The organism is Methylocystis sp., from assembly GCF_051062815.1.
Lineage (GTDB): Bacteria > Pseudomonadota > Alphaproteobacteria > Rhizobiales > Beijerinckiaceae > Methylocystis.
Genome location: NZ_JBPFDU010000005.1, coordinates 1 through 17,067 on the forward strand (window position 1 = coordinate 1; position 17,067 = coordinate 17,067).

11 protein-coding genes and 6 pseudogenes are annotated in these 17,067 nt (G+C 62.4%); 7 read left to right on the top strand and 10 right to left on the bottom strand.

The window, feature by feature from the left end; all coding sequences use genetic code 11:
• Nucleotides 1-314 precede the first annotated feature (314 nt).
• From ACR65W_RS00640 to istA, 8 genes and pseudogenes are all read right to left on the bottom strand, one after another.
• Nucleotides 315-514, bottom strand: a pseudogene (locus ACR65W_RS00640) (IS5/IS1182 family transposase); the annotation flags it as partial.
• A gap of 250 nt (nucleotides 515-764) precedes the next feature.
• Nucleotides 765-1,997 carry a DegT/DnrJ/EryC1/StrS family aminotransferase gene (locus ACR65W_RS00645; RefSeq protein WP_434498975.1) on the bottom strand — a complete coding sequence of 411 codons (1,233 nt, stop codon included), beginning with the start codon at nucleotides 1,995-1,997 and terminating at the stop codon, nucleotides 765-767.
• Nucleotides 1,998-1,999: 2 nt separating this feature from the next.
• Complete coding sequence (locus ACR65W_RS00650; protein ID WP_434498976.1) at nucleotides 2,000-2,653, bottom strand: acetyltransferase; 654 nt, start codon at nucleotides 2,651-2,653, stop codon at nucleotides 2,000-2,002.
• Nucleotides 2,650-3,246: a sugar transferase gene (locus tag ACR65W_RS00655; RefSeq protein ID WP_434498977.1), complete on the bottom strand. Its 597-nt coding sequence runs from the start codon at nucleotides 3,244-3,246 to the stop codon at nucleotides 2,650-2,652. The genes ACR65W_RS00650 and ACR65W_RS00655 overlap by 4 nt, the downstream gene beginning before the upstream one ends.
• 125 nt (nucleotides 3,247-3,371) lie before the next feature.
• Nucleotides 3,372-3,761: a hypothetical protein gene (locus ACR65W_RS00660; protein WP_434498978.1), complete on the bottom strand. Its 390-nt coding sequence runs from the start codon at nucleotides 3,759-3,761 to the stop codon at nucleotides 3,372-3,374.
• Nucleotides 3,754-4,149: a group II intron maturase-specific domain-containing protein gene (locus ACR65W_RS00665; RefSeq protein WP_434498979.1), complete on the bottom strand. Its 396-nt coding sequence runs from the start codon at nucleotides 4,147-4,149 to the stop codon at nucleotides 3,754-3,756. Before ACR65W_RS00665 ends, ACR65W_RS00660 begins: the two co-directional genes overlap by 8 nt.
• Before the next feature lie 50 nt (nucleotides 4,150-4,199).
• Entirely contained in the window at nucleotides 4,200-5,039 is an 840-nt protein-coding gene (gene istB, locus ACR65W_RS00670) for an IS21-like element helper ATPase IstB (protein ID WP_434498980.1), read from the bottom strand.
• Nucleotides 5,036-6,535, bottom strand: a complete 1,500-nt coding sequence (istA, locus tag ACR65W_RS00675; protein WP_434498981.1) for an IS21 family transposase — start codon at nucleotides 6,533-6,535, stop codon at nucleotides 5,036-5,038. Before istA ends, istB begins: the two co-directional genes overlap by 4 nt.
• 534 nt (nucleotides 6,536-7,069) lie before the next feature.
• Here istA and ACR65W_RS00680 point away from each other — a divergent pair.
• From ACR65W_RS00680 to tnpC, 5 genes and pseudogenes are all read left to right on the top strand, one after another.
• On the top strand, nucleotides 7,070-9,028 hold the full coding sequence (locus ACR65W_RS00680) for a polysaccharide biosynthesis protein (protein WP_434498982.1): 1,959 nt from the start codon (nucleotides 7,070-7,072) through the stop codon (nucleotides 9,026-9,028).
• 386 nt (nucleotides 9,029-9,414) lie between these two features.
• Nucleotides 9,415-10,635, top strand: a pseudogene (gene glmS, locus ACR65W_RS00685) (glutamine--fructose-6-phosphate transaminase (isomerizing)); the annotation flags it as partial.
• Nucleotides 10,636-10,732: 97 nt separating this feature from the next.
• Nucleotides 10,733-11,140: a transposase gene (locus tag ACR65W_RS00690; RefSeq protein ID WP_434498983.1), complete on the top strand. Its 408-nt coding sequence runs from the start codon at nucleotides 10,733-10,735 to the stop codon at nucleotides 11,138-11,140.
• Nucleotides 11,137-11,490 (top strand): IS66 family insertion sequence element accessory protein TnpB, encoded by a 354-nt coding sequence (tnpB, locus tag ACR65W_RS00695; RefSeq protein ID WP_434498984.1) that lies wholly within the window; start codon nucleotides 11,137-11,139, stop codon nucleotides 11,488-11,490. The genes ACR65W_RS00690 and tnpB overlap by 4 nt, the downstream gene beginning before the upstream one ends.
• A gap of 138 nt (nucleotides 11,491-11,628) precedes the next feature.
• A pseudogene (gene tnpC, locus ACR65W_RS00700) lies at nucleotides 11,629-12,957 on the top strand (IS66 family transposase); the annotation flags it as partial.
• A gap of 39 nt (nucleotides 12,958-12,996) precedes the next feature.
• On the opposite strand, the pseudogene ACR65W_RS00705 reads toward tnpC, so the two are convergent.
• Nucleotides 12,997-14,376, bottom strand: a pseudogene (locus tag ACR65W_RS00705) (recombinase family protein); the annotation flags it as partial.
• 87 nt (nucleotides 14,377-14,463) lie between these two features.
• On the opposite strand from ACR65W_RS00705, the pseudogene ACR65W_RS00710 reads away from it, so the two are divergent.
• Nucleotides 14,464-15,314 (top strand): annotated as a pseudogene (locus ACR65W_RS00710) (IS3 family transposase); the annotation flags it as partial.
• A 39-nt stretch (nucleotides 15,315-15,353) separates the two neighbouring features.
• On the opposite strand, the gene ACR65W_RS00715 reads toward ACR65W_RS00710, so the two are convergent.
• Nucleotides 15,354-16,727, bottom strand: a complete 1,374-nt coding sequence (locus ACR65W_RS00715; protein ID WP_434498985.1) for an IS30 family transposase — start codon at nucleotides 16,725-16,727, stop codon at nucleotides 15,354-15,356.
• A gap of 35 nt (nucleotides 16,728-16,762) precedes the next feature.
• On the opposite strand from ACR65W_RS00715, the pseudogene ACR65W_RS00720 reads away from it, so the two are divergent.
• Nucleotides 16,763-17,056 (top strand): annotated as a pseudogene (locus tag ACR65W_RS00720) (transposase); the annotation flags it as partial.
• Nucleotides 17,057-17,067 lie beyond the last annotated feature (11 nt).

A 17,067-nucleotide genomic window follows, 5' to 3' on the forward strand; every position in this document is an offset into this window, starting at 1 on the left:
CCGAGATATTCCTGCGCGACCTGACGTTTGAACTCGACGCTGTAGGAGCGGTGTTTGGCCATCGGCTTTCGTCCTTTGAAAGCCCGGCATAACGGTCAATCGTTAAACGCGTCCCTGTCCGGCCCGAGGGGCCCACTCCAAGGTCATAAGAATTTTGGATGCCGATTGACACTCCGAGCCGTATTTGGCGTTGTGATCGGCGCGCGCATCGCCGTGGCCTCCGGTTCTGAAAAACTGGCCCTCCGATGATGACGTGTCCCCGCAAGGGGGTGTGCTCACGCCCTGAACGCAAAAGATAACTTTGCGGCGGAGGGCGCGAGGCCGGCCATGAGCCGCGTCGCCAATGGCGGACGCCCTGGGAGGTCGGTGTAAACCGCGCCGAAAGTCTGCTCCAAAAAGCCCAGTCGATCGTCGCGGCGAGCTTCGCCGGGGGATGACCCATGTCGACGATTTGATCGAGACGCGCGCGAAACAAATCCTTCTGGCCGCCGTCCCGCCGCTCCTTCGGCTGCATCGCGAATCTCCTCGTCGTCGAGATCGACGAAAGGAGAGAATCACAGCGCGGCCGGAGGATCAATTTGCAAGAAAACCATGCCAAACCCAAGGGAAACTCGCAAAAACGATTACTTCCCCAAGGCTCCAATCGCTGTAACCTCAGTGGCTTCTGAGTTCTTCACGGGCGACTGTGGAACGCGGGCGGATTCGCGGCGGCGGCGAGTGCGCCGCGTTCGGCCAGCCCAATTCGAATTCGCGAATAAGGGGCCTCAGATCACCGAAGCGACGGCCTGCGCGGCGACCTCCCCGGTTCGTCGAATTTCGTCCGCCGTCAGCGTGGGATGGACGAGAAACATGAGACTGGTTTCCCCCAATTCGCGCGCGGCCGGGAGGGAAGCCGCCGGCCGCCAGCCCGTGCCGTCGAACGCCTTCTCCAGGTAAACTTCCGAGCAGCTTCCCTGGTAACAGGGGACGCCCCGCGCATTGATCTCCTTGATAATCCGGTCGCGGGTCCAGCCGGAGGCGAGCCGCTCGGGGCGGACATAGACATAGAACTTGTACCGGCCATGCACGCAGCCCGACCGCGTGTCGCAGCCAGGGCAGGCCGCACAGCGGAACTGCGGCAGGCGAAGCGGGCCGTCCCCGGTTGCGAAAGGGGCTAATGCAGCCGCGATCGCGTCCGAGTTGGCGATGCGGGCCGCGGTCCAATCCGGCATCCGCCTCAACTGAATGCGGCCGATCGCCGCCTGCATCTCCATCATCCGCCAGTTGGTTCCGAAACTTTCATGCAGCCAGCGGAACCCCACCGGGTGCTTGCGTTCACAGACCGCCTCGTAGTTCTTTCCGTGATCCTTGAACGCCCACATCCGCGCCCACAGATCCTGGTCGTTGGTCGTGACCATGCCGCCTTCGCCGCCGGTGGTCATGATCTTGTCCTGGCAGAAGGACCAGGCGCCGACATGGCCGATCGAGCCGACGCTGCGTCCCCTGTAGCGGGCGCCATGCGCCTGCGCGCAGTCTTCGATCACTTTAAGGCCATGACGATCGGCGAGCGACATGATGGGATCCATGTCGCACGGCCAGCCTGCGAGATGGACTGCGATGACGGCGCGCGCGCGCGGCGTGAGAACGGCCGCGATCGTTTCGGCGGTGATATTGCCGCTGTCGCGGTCGACATCGGCGAAGACGGGGGTCGCGCCGGCGTTCACGACGCAGGAAACCGAGGCAAGAAAAGTGCGCGGCGTGACGACCACCTCGTCCCCGGCGCAGCCGCCGTTGGCGGCGCCGATGCGAAGTCCGTGCAGCGCCAGTTCGAGCGCCACGGTTCCGTTGGCCAACGCGATCGCGCGCTCCGTTCCCGCCCAGGCGGCGAATTCGCGCTCGAAGGCGCGGCATTCCTGCCCCGTCCAGTAATTTACGCGGTTCGAGGCGAGCACGTGGGCGACGGTGGCGATCTCCTCCTCGGTGAAGCTCGGCCAGGGTGAGAAATGGGTGTCGAGCATCTTCAGTTCCTGACCAGTGGCCTGGCCGGGTTGCCGACGACGGTGACGCCGGGCGGCACGCTTTTCGTCACCACCGCGCCCATTCCGACCACCGCGCCGCGACCGATCACCAGGGGAGCCCCGGGTTCGCCTTGCTTAAGTATTGCGCCGGTTCCGACATAGGCGTGGTCCTCGACGACCACATTGCCGTTGCACCGGACGGCCGGCGCGAAAGTCACGAAGTCGCCGATGACGCAGTCATGTTCCACATAGGAATAAAGATTGGCCTGGAAGTGCCGACCAATGCGGATGTTTGAAGTGAGGGTGACGAAGGGTGACAGGAGCGAGCCTTCGCCGATCTCGACGCAGTCCATTATGACGACGTTTTCGGCCTTGACCGAAAAAAACCGTAGTCCAGCGTCCGCGCAACGATCGGCCAGCACTTGGCGAACGCGGGAATTTGCTATGGCGATCGCAACGAACTTCTGCTCGGAGGGCTCAATTAGAAAGGCGTCCCACGTCATCGCGCGATGTCCGTTCACCATGTCCCCCGAGCCGGCGTCATCAATGAATGTCAGGTCAACGTCGGAACGACCCTCTCGAGCGAGGAAATCGCGCGCCAGCGGCATGATCCCACGCCCACAGCCGCTCGCCCCATAAATTCCGAAAAGCTTCAACTCCCGCTCCCTGTGAACCGCGACATCGTCGCTTCACCGGCGGCGCTTATGCCCTCGCAGATAAAGACCTTGCGAAGTGTCAGCCAAAGGATTTTAAGGTCAAGCGCGAGGCTTTGATTATCGACATACCACACGTCGAGCGCGAATTTCTCCCGCCAGCTCAACGCATTGCGCCCGTTCACCTGCGCCCATCCGGTGACGCCCGGCCGAACTTCGTGACGACGCGCCTGCTCTTGCGAATAGAGCGGCAGATATTCCATGAGCAGGGGCCGCGGTCCGACGAGGCTCATATCGCCCTTCAGCACGTTCCACAGTTCCGGAAGCTCGTCCAGACTCGATGCGCGCAGAAATCGGCCAAGTGACGTTAGCCGCTCGCCATCGGGCAGCAGATCACCGGCGGCGTCGCGCGCGTCTCGCATGGTGCGGAACTTGTACATACGGAAGGGCGCGCCATGCAGCCCCGGCCGCACCTGCGTAAATAACATGGGTGGCCCCAATTTCCAGCGAACGAGCAAAGCCACAGCCAAGAACACGGGGAACAGGACGCCGAGACCGAGACCCGCGCAACTGATGTCAAGGCATCTCTTGATCAAGACAAACGCGCTCGCCGCTGAACAGCCCCCCCGGCCCGTTGAAGATAGTCTACGCGGGGCGCGCGATCTGTCAACCTAGTGCACTGACTCAGCAGCAATTTCTAACTCGGTTCCCCTCTCGATCATCAGGCTTCGATCTGTTTTGCGATTTCGGGAGGCGGTTTGGAGTTTATCAGGGTTGTCATGAGGGTCCGCCAGTCTGGGAAGACGAGATAGGCGGTGATGGTTCGGATGTGTTCGAAGAAGCGTTTTCGGGCGCGCTTGGCCTCGCGAGCTTGGCTCCATAGAGCTTCGAGGCAGTCGCAGACGGTGTGGATGGCGAAGGCCAAGAGGTTCATGGCGGCGAACAGCATGGCGAGGTTCTGCTTGCCGTGGCCGAAGTTGTGTTCGAGATGATAGCCGTTGTTCTTGAAGATGTTGAAGCTCTCGTGGTGAGTAGGCCGGAGGGATTTCACCTCCAGCCTCTCCCAGAACGGTGCGGGAGCCTCTCGACTCACACCGCTCCCATCAAGCAAGCCCTATCGCCGGCCCTTTGCGCCAGTGCACAAAGAGATCGGGCTGCCGCTTCGCGATGCCTTCGATGAAGCGACAGGCCCGTGTCTTGTGTCCTTTCAAACGTTTGTACTTCCTCATCGCCCAGGCGGCCAACGTCTTGTCGAAGTGCCTGAGGACCGGATAGAGCGCCGAGGGACAGAACCGCCCGTAATAGCCAATCCAGCCACGCAGGACCGGATTGTGCAGACGCGCGATGTCCTTCAGACTCAGTTCCGTTCGGTTGCGGTAGTTCAATCGTCGCGTGGTTTGCCGCATGGATTTCAGAGCCGATGTGTCAACGGCGGAGAGATTTCCAGCCATTGGGGCGGAGTAAAACCAGGCCAGTTGGTCGCGATCGCCGACATGCAAAGGGGCCCGATCGGGCCCCTTTGCATGTCGGCGGCGGAAAAAATTTCGGGCTACGTTGGCGAGATTTCGCCGGTATCGGGATCGATGGTCTGCTCGGCGGTGGGCTGCGGCTGCTTGTGACGCCGGGCCCTCGATTGCTTGAGGCGATAGCTCTCGCCGTTCATTTCCAGGATGTGGACATGGTGGGTCAGGCGGTCGAGCAGCGCGCCGGTGAGCCGCTGATTGCCGAAGACGCCGGTCCATTCGTCGAATGGCAGATTGGATGTGACGATCGTCGATCCACGTTCGTGACGCTGGCTGAACACCTCGAAGAGCAGTTCGGCGCCGGTTTGCGACAGTGGCACATAGCCGAGTTCGTCGACGACGAGCAGCTTGACGGCGGCGAGTTGCGCCTGGAGCCTGAGCAGACGCTTTTCGTCGCGCGCCTCCATCAATTGATGCACGAGGCCGGCGGCCGTGGTGAAGGCGACGGACAGCCCGCGCTGGCAAGCGGCGAGGCCGAGCGCCAGGCAGACATGCGTCTTGCCCGTGCCGCTGTTGCCCAGCGCGATGATGTTGTCGCGGGCGACGACATATTCGCAACGGGCGAGTTCGAGAACGAGCGGTTTGTTGAGCGATGGGATGGCGGCGAAGTCGAAAGTGTCGAAGCTTTTCACCGCCGGGAAGCGCGCGGCGCGGATACGCCGCTCGACCATGCGTCGTTCGCGGTCGATGAGTTCGAGTTCGACGAGGCGTAGAAGGTATCGGACGTGATCCTGACCTTGGCGCGCCGCCTCGGCGGCGACCTTCTCGTATTCCCGCAGGATCGTCGGCAATTTGAGCTGCCGCAGATGATGGCCGAGCAAAACCCGCGGCGGCGCAGGGATATCGGCAGAGGCGGACGTGGTCATGCTGCCTCCCTGGAAACGAGCGCGAGATAATTGGCGGGCGATGTCGTCTTGACGTTCAGTGACGGCAGGTAGGGATAGGCGGAAAGATCGAGACGCGCGGGCCTGTTCTCAGTTCTTGCGATGACGAGTTGTTTGACTGCGTCGAAACCGATGGCGCCCAGCCTTATGGCGTCGAGCGCCGCGCCGATGACGACGGCTTCGGGAAACACTTCCGTCAGCCGCAGCACCTGAATGAACTCGCGTTTGCCGCGCTTGCCCATGCGCGTTTCCAGAAGTCGGCGCAGATGCGCGAGCGTCTCCGGCAGAGTCCAGCCCTGCAAGGGCGCCGCCTGATCGAGCGCGCCGGGCTTTTGTTCGAGCAGCGCCAGATAATGACGCGGCTCAAAAATAAAATCATCGCGCACGTAGCTGCGCGCATGGCGGGCGATCTCGGCGCCATCGCAGAAAATGGCGACCTCGTCGACGAAGCCTTTCGCCAGCACGTCGCGAAAGCCATACTTTGTGGGAACCGAATAATCGTTCGTGCGATAGCGGACGAGCGACAGGGACGAGACCTTTGTCGCGACCTTGTGGCAAGCCTCGAACGGCGTGGCGGGAAGTTCTCGAAAGGCGGCCATGTCGGCGACGAGCCTCTCGCCGATCGTCTGCTCATGCCGGCCGGCGCGCTCGTTCTGGCGAGCGCGGCAGCGCTCCGCGAGCCTGGCGTTGAGCGCTTCGATGGACGGCGCATGCGGAACGGGCGTCAGAAAATTGGCCCGCGAATATTTTACCAGTCCTTCTACTTTCCCCTTGTCGTTGCCCTTGCCCGGACGACCAAAGCGATCGTCGAACAAAAAGTGGCTGACGAGTTCGGTAAAGGCTTGCGTGCGCCGCCGTTCGCCGCCGCCCAGTATCTTCGCCACGGCGATCTTGAGATTGTCGTAGAGAATCGAAAGCGGAACGCCGCCGAAAAAAGCGAAGGCCGAGACATGGCCATCGAGAAACGCCTCCGTCGTCTCCGCCACGTAAGCCTTGATGAAGCAGGCGTCCGAATGCGGCAGGTCGAAGCAGAACACATGCAGCTTCATCCGCACGCCGCCGATGACGCCGACGCATTCGCCAAAATCCACCTGCGCATGACCCGGTGGATGCGCGAGCGGCACGAACACCTCGCGCGAGCGCGTGCGCGCCAGCCGCACATAATCCTTCACCACCGTGTAGCCGCCAAGGAAGCCGTGCTCGTCCCGCAGCCGTTCGAAAATCCGCCTCGCCGTATGCCGCTGCTTCGGCGGCGCCGTCTTGTCCGCCTCAAGGATGGCGTCGATCACCGGGAGCAGCGGCCCGAGCTTCGGCCGCTCGGGAGCCTTGGTGCGCACGTAACCCGGCGGCGCCGAATAGCGGCACATCTTCGCCACCGTGTCCCGGCTCAATCCAAACACCCGCGCCGCTTCACGCCGGCTCTTGCCCTCGATGAAAACAAAGCGTCGAACCGCCGCGTAAATCTCCACCGCAAACATCCCCGGCCGCCCTCCCGAATCAATGTTCGGGAAGTCAGCCTAAAACTGGCCGGGTTTTACGCCGCCACGCGGCCGCAATATGCGCCGCTCAATGGCCGATTATTGCGCCGCCGCGTACACCTTGTTCGTGATCGACCGATCCGCTCTGCCAGGGTGTCGGCGCCAAGCCAATTCCATTGAGATGAAAATCGCGCCAATATCGGTGCGGATAGCGTTCGGCGTTTCGTGTCGATTAGCTCCATCTTGCATGGTCGTCTCCAGAGTCGGTGTTCGCAACCTCACTCTGCCAGAGCGTCGGTCGCTATCCACCTCCCCATGGGATCTTATATGAGGTCCGCTTTCGGGCAGCCCAATCATTGCGCCGCGGACCTCACATAACCCTCCAGATTCCAGCCCGGACAAATCCAAGACGCGGCTCCGAGGGCCGTCAAAGGCCCGACATATGCAGCCGCGGCCGATTCGCTCCACGCCGTTCCGCGAATCGGCCGCGAAATCGGATATAACTCGCAGGCATCGCCAGGAAGACCGCCCACCATGCTGGAAACCTTGTACTCACGCTTGTTCCGCCTCGATCGCCATTACAAACACCTGATTCAGATCGTCGTGGACGGCGCATTGTTGACGGTGAGCTTCGCCGTCGCGATGGCGCTTCGGTTGGACAGTTTCGATTTCGCGTCGGATCTCGGGAGCTGGCTGGCGTTCCTGGTCGTCCTGCCTGTCACGCTCGTCGCATTTGCGAAGCTCGGATTTCATCGCGCCGTGATCCGTTACATAAGCAGCAACGCTCTTCGCCTACTGTTGGCGAGCCTCCTGTTGTCCGCAGCGCTTCTCTTCGTAATCAACCAAGCATTTGGCCTGTTCGTTCCGCGATCCGTGCCATTCATCTATTTGCTCCTAGCGTTCCTCACGGTGGGCGGCGTGCGCTTCGTGCTCCGGTCTATACACCGGCGCCGCCAGTACCGGCTGAAGAAACGCGTCGTGATTTACGGCGCCGGCGCCTCCGGCAGCCAATTGCTCGTCGCCCTGCGGCAGGGAACCGAATACGCTCCCGTCGCCTTCGTCGACGACGCCCCCACGATCCAAGGCCGAGTGATCGGTGGATACGAGGTCTATCCCACTTCCGCCCTGCAGGAGTTGATCGAAAACGAGCAGGTCGAGGTCGTGCTGCTGGCGATTCCGAGCGCGACCCGCGCGCAGCGCAAGTCCATCATCGATCGCCTTGAGAAGCTCAACACCCGCATCCAGACCATTCCCGGCATCGCAGACCTCGTCTCGGGCCGCGCGACCGTCGGTCAGGTCCGCGACGTCGCTATCGAAGACCTCCTCGGCCGCGATCCGGTGGCGCCGGAGCACCGCCTGATGGACGCCAATATCCGCGGCAAGGCCGTCTTGGTCAGCGGTGCCGGGGGATCGATCGGCAGCGAACTCTGTCGCCAGATCCTCCGTCAACGGCCCAGCGCCCTCGTCCTCTTCGAAATATCCGAATTCGCGCTCTACACCATTCATCAGGAGCTGCTGGACATCCTGAGGCGCGAGAGAATCGACGTCGAGCTGGCTCCCTTGCTGGGGTCCGTTCAGGATCAAAGCCGCGTCGAGGCCGCGCTGCGGCGATACAACGTCGCGACCATCTATCACGCCGCCGCCTATAAGCATGTGCCGATGGTCGAACACAATGTCGCGGAAGGCGTCCGAAACAATGTGTTCGGCACGCTGGCCCTCGCGCGGGCCGCGATCGGGGCGGGGGTCGGCGCGTTCATACTTGTATCGACCGACAAGGCGGTGCGTCCAACCAACGTCATGGGCGCGACGAAGCGCATGGCCGAGCTGGTCTGCCAGGCGTTCGCCCGGGAGCAATCCGGCACGCTTTTCTCGATGGTCCGCTTCGGAAACGTCCTCGGGTCGTCGGGTTCCGTCATCCCGCTGTTTCGACGCCAGATCGAGGCCGGTGGGCCCCTCACCGTGACGCATCGCGAAATCACCCGTTACTTCATGCTCATCCCGGAAGCGGCGCAGCTCGTCATTCAGGCGGGGGCGATGGCGCGCGGCGGCGACGTGTTCGTGCTCGACATGGGCGAACCGGTCCGCATCGTCGACCTCGCCGAAAGGATGGCCAGATTGAGCGGGCTGAAGTCCGTCGTCGTCGATCCCGCTCGTCCGGAGACGAAAAGCGACGACAGCGATATCGAAATCACCTTTTCGCAACTGCGTCCCGGCGAAAAGCTTTATGAGGAGTTGTTGATCGGAGAAAATGCGGCGACGACCAGCCATCCACGCATCCTCACGGCGACAGAGGTCGCGCTCGACTGGAGCGAACTCGCGCCTTTGCTCGATCGGCTCCTGGAGGCGTGCGCGGCGCAGTCCATCCCCGAAATCTGCGCGCTGCTTCGAAGCGCGCCGACCGGCTACAGCCCGACGGACGGCATCGCCGACCTCGTCTGGAAGGAGACAAGGGCGCGCGTCAACAAAATGAGTAATCCCCCGCAGATTCTATGAGGGCGAGCGGCGGTCTTGGATTGGCGATCTTGCTCATGCCCATCCTCCGTTCTTTCGTGGCGCGCCGCCTGCCGGTCGGCCAAGAGGGTCTTAGGTTTCCACCATTTCTCAGCGCTTCCTCAGATGACGAGTCGCCTAGCAGCCTGTCGGACTGAAGCCCTAAAAATCTGTAAGGCATTGATTTTACTTGGTACGTGTTTGGCCTTAAATCGTATGAACTCAAATAAAAACAAGGGGGCGGCGACCTTTCGCGCCGCGCAGGCTGCGAAGAAGGCCAAAAATCGGTAACTTCGAGCCTTCGCGCCTATTCACCCTAAATTTGACGTTGATCGCGCGCGTTCATCCGCCTTGTCGGCGCTCTTGCTACTATCGCTTCGGAGACTGTCATGTGCGGCATTGTGGGAATTATCGGCGCAGGCCCGGTAGCGGGCGGCATCATCGATTCGTTGAAGCGTCTGGAGTATCGCGGCTATGACTCCGCGGGCATCGCCACTTTGGAGAACGGGCGGCTGACCCGCCTGAGAGCGAGCGGCAAGCTCAAGAACCTTGAAGAAAAGCTCGCGGCCGCGCCGCTTTCCGGCGCCGCCGGCATCGGCCATACGCGCTGGGCGACGCACGGTCGCCCGACAGAGAATAACGCCCACCCGCACGACAGTGACCGCGTCGCGGTGGTTCAAAACGGCATCATCGAGAATTTCCGGGAGTTGCGCGCCGAACTGACGGCGAAGGGCCACGTCTTTTCGACCGAAACGGATTCGGAGGCCGTCGCCCATCTTGTCGCCTAGGAACTGCGCAATGGCGCGACGCCGGAAAAAGCGGTCGCGGCGGCGTTGAAGCGGCTGAAAGGCGCGTTCGCGCTCGCCTTTCTCTTCGAAGGCGAAGAGGATCTGCTCATCGGCGCATGACGCGGTTCGCCCCTCGCCGTCGGCAGGAGCGACGAAGGCGTCTATCTCGGCTCCGACGCTCTGGCGCTTGCGCCGTTCGCGACCTCCATCGCCTATCTCGACGAGGGCGACTGGGTGACGCTGACCCGCGAAGGCGCGCGCTTCCACGACGCCAAAGACGCGCCCGTCGAGCGACGCTTCCAGCCGCTGCTCGCCGGCTCCTTCTTGGTCGACAAAGACAACTACCGCCATTTCATGGCCAAGGAAATCCATGAGCAGCCCGAGGTCGTCGGCCGCACGCTGGCGCATTATCTCGATCTCGCCGAGGGCGTCGTGCGTTTGCCGTTCGAACTCAACTTCGATCCGCAGGCGCTGTCGCGCGTAACGATTTCGGCTTGCGGCACGGCATATTATGCGGGCCTCGTGGCCCGCTATTGGCTGGAGCGCTTCGCCCGCCTTTCGGTCGAAATCGACATCGCGTCCGAATTTCGCTACCGCGAAGCGCCATTGCCCGAAAACGGCTTGACCATCCTCGTCTCGCAGTCCGGGGAAACCGCCGATACGCTCGCCGCCCTGCGCTACGCCCGCGAGCAGGGCCAGCACATTCTCTCGATCGTCAACGTCGAAACGTCGACGATCGCCCGCGAGAGCGACACGGTGGCGCAGACATTGGCGGGACCCGAGATCGGGGTCGCCTCGACCAAGGCCTTCACCTGTCAGCTGTAAGCGCCGTTATTTCCCCATTGATTTTTTGGGTTCGTGCGGATTCTCTGATGTGAGATTCTTCTGAGAGACCGCCTCTCTCTGGAAGGATCCAACTATGAGCGAACGCACGAAGGCCACTGCGATTGAATGCGCTGGATTTGTGGAACGCGTCGATTTTCGTCGTTCACGATCTGGCCGTCGGCTTTGGTCGACCGAGCAGAAGGGGCGGATTGTTCGGGAAAGCCTTGTGCCGGGGGCTCGTGTCGCCGACGTGGCGCGCAAATACGGCTTACGCTCGCAGCAGCTGACACATTGGCGCCGCGCGGCGCGCGCGGGGCGTCTTGCGCTTGTGACCGACGAGCCTGCTGAGTTCGTTGAGATTGCGCTCGAAGATCTCGCCGCTCACAGAAAGACCGAGCCGAAGATCGAGATCGTCGTCGGCAAGGTGCTGCTGCGTCTGGAGAGGGACGCCGCATCGACACGCATCGCCGAGATCGTCGCGGCGTTGGAACGCAGCGCATGATCATCCCTGCTCAGGGACTGCGGATCGTGCTCGCCGTTCGTCCTGTTGATTTTCGCTGCGGGCATGATGCGCTGGCCGCTCTCGTGCAGAACACGCTCGGGCTCGATCCGCATTCCGGCTTGATCGTGGTGTTCCGTTCAAAGCGAAAGGATCGCTTGACGATTTTGCTGTGGGATGGAACCGGACTCGTCATGATTTACAAACGCCTCTCCGAGGACGGTTTCGTTTGGCCGCAGATCGGTGGTGGCGTTCTCCAACTCACCCGGGTTCAGTTCGAAGCGCTGTTCGACGGGCTGAACTGGAAGCGTGTCGGTGAGCCGGTCATGACCGCACCGGTTGCGGCAAACTGACTCGGGTCCGCTGGATTCTATTCGTTCGCGCGGTGCGTTGCATGAGGTAGATTGCGTTGCATGACGCCAAGCTTCGACGCCGCCCGACTAGCAGAGCTGCCCGCCGATCTGCGCGCGTTGTTCGAAGCTCAGCGCGCGATGCTCGAGGCCGAACGGGTCCGCGCAGATCACGAGCTTGCGGCGCGCCTTCACGTAGAGAGCGAGCTGGCTGCATCCAAGGAAACGGTCGAACGCCTCCAGCTGCTCGTCAAGGAATACGAACGCGCGCGGTTCGGCAAGCGCTCGGAGAAGTTCGATCCCGATCAATTGCAGCTCGTGCTCGAAGACATCGAGATCGCAATTGCCGAAACGCAAGAGAGCGAGGACGATCGCGCGCGCCGCTCGGGCCGCCCGCCTGGGAGCAAAAGAACTGGCCGCGCCGCGCGCGCCTTTCCCGCCCATCTGCCGCGCGTCGAGCGCGTGATCGAGCCCTTGAGCCTCGCCTGTCCCTGCGGTTGCGACGAGATGGTTCGGATCGGCGAGGACCGCTCCAGCCGCCTCGACGTGACGCCCGCGCAATATCGCGTCATTGAGACAGTGCGGCCCCGCTACGCCTGTCCGAAGGGTTGCTCGGGCGTTGCTCAGGCGCCGGCGCCCGCGCATCTGATCGAGGGCGGCGTGCCGACCGAGGCGCTGCTGGCGCAGGTCGCGGTAGCGAAGTTCAGCGAGCACATGCCGCTCTACCGCCAGTCGCAGGTCTTCGGGCGGCACGGCATCCTGCTGGATCGCGCCGTTCTGGCCGATTGGATGGGAACGGTCGCCTTTCACCTCGCGCCGCTCGTCGAGCGCATGAGCGCGCTCATGAAGCTGTCCGGCCGCCTGTTCATGGATGAGACGCGGGCGCCGGTGCTTGATCCCGGTCGCGGGCGCACGAAGACCGGTTATCTCTGGGCGGTTCTGCGCGACGACCGCGGGCACGGCGGCGCCGATCCGCCGATCGTGGTCTATCATTACGCGCCGGGGCGCAGCGGCGAGCACGCCGAGCGCATTCTCGAAGGGTTCGACGGCGTTCTTCAGGTCGACGGCTACGCCGGCTATCACCGGCTGGCGCGGCCCGGGCGCCGCAGCGGCGCACCCTTGAGGCTCGCCTGGTGTTGGAGCCACGGAAGGCGCGAGATCATCGCCGCCACGCCGAAGGCGGGCTCGCCCGTCGCCGAGGCGGTCCTTGCGCGCATCGCGGCGCTCTATGCGATCGAGGCGGAGATCAGAGGCAAGGCGGCGTCGATCCGGCAAAGCGCTCGCGTCGAGCGATCACGGCCTCTCGTCATCGAGCTCGAAGCTTTCTTGCGCGCCCAGGCCGCGCGCCTGTCGGGCCGCAGCGACATGGGAAAGGCCGTCGCCTATCTTCTGAACCACTGGGACGGGCTGACGCTGTTCCTTCAAGACGGCCTTATCGAGATGGATACGAACCTCGTCGAAAATCAAATCAGGCCGCTAGCGAAGCGTGAGTCATTGTGCGCCCTTTCTTCAAGCATCTGTAAACATTGGAAGCGTGTCCGCGTCGACAACACGACACGGGCGACCTTTACGGGCCACCGCCGCTTTCACCGGGTCCGACGCCAAGTCCTCGGCCCGTATTTGATGCGGGGCTCCGGCGACAACCTGCACGGCAGGAAGGACACTCGTTTTGATCAGGCGCCGAATCGTATGGTGGGTGACCCCTAACAGCTTTGCCGCCTCCCTCATGGTGAGCCATTCGCCGTCCTTTTCCGCCGATCGATAGGCATGGATTCCACGCACACGTCGAACGGAAGCAACACGATGCGCTGTCCAGGTTTTGCGTTGGCCAGTGGGCATGCCCATTCGATTGAGCGACGCGGCGATATGCTCGTCCGACCAGCGACCAGCCATGCTTCGCATGACCGCCAATGCGTCCTCTGTCGTCGCGCAACCGTGCTCGCCAGCCCGTGGTTTACGGACACGCAGTTCGGAATGCTGACCGCCACGCCAGTGAATCGTCAACACGACTTCGCGTGCGGCGTCGTCGACATCGACGATGATGTCGGCGATCAATGTCCGCAGCAGTTGTTGTCGGGCGCGCATCGTAACATTCGGCGCATGCCATGCTGCGGATAGATTATCCGCCAGGTTCGTGAAGGCGCTCGGATCGACCTCAAGGGCTGATGGGCGTTCCGCGGGCTGGCGCATCTCCAGTTCGCGGACACGCCGCAGCGCCGTCTCCCAGCTTTTTTCTAGTTGCGCGGCAATGAGACGATTGTCGGGATCGCAGGCCGCATAACGACGCTCGGCCAGACTTGCCTCATAGCGAGCCTGCTGCATTTCCATGTCGAGGATGCGTTGCTGGTCTTCCTGTTGTTCCCGGTGCATTCGTTCCGCCTCAAACGCCGCATCGATCGCCAATGGCTCCACCGCCCGCAACAACTCTCGCGAGACGGCCGCATCGACCCGCGGGCCGCCGAAGGTCATGCACCGCGGAAGCCCCATCATAAGGTTTGGCTTGTCGCAGCGATATACCGGCCGACTCTGAGGATTGCCCGTATAGGCGACGCTCAATCGCCGTCCGCACCGCCTGCAAGTCATTACGCCCGACAAAAGCGCCTTGCCGCCCCGGCCGGACTTCAGGCCTGCGGCGCTGCCGTAATTGTTGAGGGCGAGCTGCTTCTGGTTGCGCTCATATTCCGACCAGTCGATATAGCCTTCGTGATGATCCTTGATCATCACCTCCCATGTCCCGAACGGCTTGCCGTGTCCGTAACTTCGCCGCGCCCTTCCGTCGACGATGGACGTGCGTTTCTCACTTTTCCCGTAAACGTAGACCCCCGCGTAGAACGGATTTTTGAGAACGGCGATCACATTGCGGTAGCGGATCGGTGTCCAGTCGAAGAGAGCTGGCCTCGCAAATTCGGACGGTGAGATAAGTGGATTTTCTGACTGAGGGCGGCGAGGATTCTCGCTGCGAATCAGGAGCATTCGATGACGAAGAGGAGCCGCCGGACGCATTCTCCGGCGTTCAAGGCGAAAGTGGCGTTGGCCGCGATCAAGGGCGAGATGACGCTGGCCGCACTGGCGCAGCAGTTCGACGTGCATCCGAACCAGATCACGACGTGGAAGAGCCAGCTTCTGGAAGGCGCGGCGGGCGTGTTCGGGCAGGAGAAGGCGGAGCCGAAAGAGGCGGCCGTGGATTTGAAGTCGCTTCACGCCAAGATTGGCGAACTGACCCTGGCCAATGATTTTTTAGAGGGCGCGCTCAGCAAAGCGGGCCTGCTGAGCGCAAAGCGATGATTGATCGCAGCCACGCCTTCCCGATCAAAGGACAAGCCAGGATGCTCGGCCTTTCGCGGAGCACGGTCTATTACAAGTCTCGGCCGGTGTCGGCCGAGGACCTGAAGCTGATGCGGCGTCTCGACGAACTGCATCTCGATTATCCCTTCGCCGGAGCGCGGATGCTGCGGGATCTGTTGCGGCGCGAGGGCGCCGTCGTCGGCCGCCGGCATGTCGCGACGCTGATGAAGCGGATGGGGATCGAGGCGATCTACCGGCGGCCGAATACGAGCAAGCCGGCGGCCGGCCACAGGATCTACCCGTATCTTCTGCGCGGCGTGAAGATCGACCGGCCGGATCATGTCTGGGCGATGGACATCAGCTACATCCCGATGCGGCGCGGATTCGTCTATCTCGCGGCGGTTGTCGACGTGGCGAGCCGCCGCGTCCTTTCGCATCGCGTGTCGATCACGATGGAGGCGGCGTTCTGCGTCGAGGCGCTTGAGGAGGCGTTGGCGAAACACGGCAAGCCCGAGATTTTCAACACGGATCAGGGGAGCCAGGGCGGATTCAATCGATCGTCGCAACGGTTGCAAAATAGTTCATCCGATGAAGGCGTTCAACGCTTCAGCGGGTGTTCTCCAATCCAGGGCCTTCCGTGGTCGTGTGTTCAACACGTGAGCGACGGCCTCCAGGGCTTCGGCGCTATGCTCGCTGAGATCGGTTCCCTTTGGAAAATATTGCCGCAGCAGCCCATTGGTGTTCTCGTTTGTGCCTCGTTGCCACGGACTGTGCGGATCACAAAAATAGACGCTTAGTCCTGTGTCGATCCGCAGACGTGGATGTTGCGCCATTTCCGCTCCCTGATCCCAGGTCAATGACCGGCGTAATAGTTCGGGGAGCTGGACGATCGTCCGACTGATTGCATCACGAACCGCGTCGGCGCCGTGGCCCGCCAGAGCAGGCCCATTCTTCACGCGCGCAGTTTCACCATGGCCCGCCATCCGGGGCAGATGCAGCAGCAGCGTGAAGCGTGTTGTCCTTTCGACCAACGTTCCGATGGCGGAGCTACGCAAGCCGAGGATCAGATCACCTTCCCAGTGACCCGGAACGGCCCGGTCTTCGGCTTCGGCGGGACGTTCACTGATCATGATCTCGGGCGAGACGAAAGACTTGCTTTTTCCTCGGGTGCGTGCGCGTGGCGTCCGCAGCGCTCTCCCTGTTCGAAGGCAGGCGGTCAACTCGCGTCGGAGCCCGCCGCGCGCTTGAATGAAAAGGGCTTGATAGATCGCTTCGTGACTGATCCGCATCTCCGTGTCGTCGGGAAAGTCCAATGGCAATCGACGAGCGATCTGCTCAGGGCTCCAGGCGCGCGCCCAGCGCCGACTTTGCCGAGGCCCCGTCTTGCGGCCTTTCCATTCGACCTTCGGCCCCGATATTTTCGAGCCGTCACCCGAGCTGATTTCCCCGGACAGCCTTTCCTGAACATACTGCCGCAAACGAGAGTTCGTCGCCAGTTTCGCGGGTTTTGGCCGCTGAGCTGATCGATCCGCATGCCATTGGGCGGCAGTGGCGCGGTAATCGGAACCACCGGAACGCCTCGCGGCATTGCGACGCAGTTCGCGGGATATGGTCGAGGCGGCTCGTCCCAATTGGCGCGCAATCTCACAGACGCCCTGATCTTGTGCGTAAAGGATCGCGATTTCTTCTCGCTCGGCAAACGACAGATAGCGCCCGGACGGCGGTTTTGAATTTTTCGACAAATGCGACGGCGCCATGCCGCCCGCCCTCCGAAACCACCGGACGCCGACCGCCGGGGAGACGCCCGCATCTATACCAGCGCCATCGCTTGTCCGACCCGCGGCAATTGCTTTCCAGAACCGGACAAGTTGCTCCCGCACAGCTGCCGACGGCCTGCCGGGAGAGCGCATCGCCTTTCTGTCAGACGTCCTGATATTCGATCTCGTGCTCGCCATCGCCGTCTCCATCGAGAGCGTTCCGACGATCGATTGAATCCGCCCAGTTCACCAGCCTCGACTTCACCAACGTGCTGCTCGACGGGAAAATCGCCATCAGCATGGACGGCAAGGGCGCCTGGCGCGACAATGTTTTTGTCGAGCGGCTGTGGCGATCCGTCAAATATGAGGAGGTCTATCTGCGCGCTTACGACAGCGTGGCTGAGGCGCGCGCGTCGATCGCCCGCTATCTGACGTTCTACAATGAAAGAAGGCCGCATTCGGCGCTTGACCGGCGCACCCCGGACGAGGCTTACTTCGGCGCAAGGATAATCGCGGCGGCGGCATAACCGTCGCGACG

What these genes read in the sequence shown, in the direction of transcription:
- ACR65W_RS00645 (WP_434498975.1), bottom strand. Translation starts at nt 1,997, where the DNA reads ATGCTCGACACCCATTTCTCACCCTGGCCGAGCTTCACCGAGGAGGAG.
- istB (WP_434498980.1), bottom strand. Translation starts at nt 5,039, where the DNA reads ATGACCACGTCCGCCTCTGCCGATATCCCTGCGCCGCCGCGGGTTTTG.
- istA (WP_434498981.1), bottom strand. Translation starts at nt 6,535, where the DNA reads ATGTTTGCGGTGGAGATTTACGCGGCGGTTCGACGCTTTGTTTTCATC.
- ACR65W_RS00680 (WP_434498982.1), top strand. Translation starts at nt 7,070, where the DNA reads ATGCTGGAAACCTTGTACTCACGCTTGTTCCGCCTCGATCGCCATTAC.
- ACR65W_RS00690 (WP_434498983.1), top strand. Translation starts at nt 10,733, where the DNA reads ATGAGCGAACGCACGAAGGCCACTGCGATTGAATGCGCTGGATTTGTG.
- tnpB (WP_434498984.1), top strand. Translation starts at nt 11,137, where the DNA reads ATGATCATCCCTGCTCAGGGACTGCGGATCGTGCTCGCCGTTCGTCCT.
- ACR65W_RS00715 (WP_434498985.1), bottom strand. Translation starts at nt 16,727, where the DNA reads ATGGCGAGCACGAGATCGAATATCAGGACGTCTGACAGAAAGGCGATG.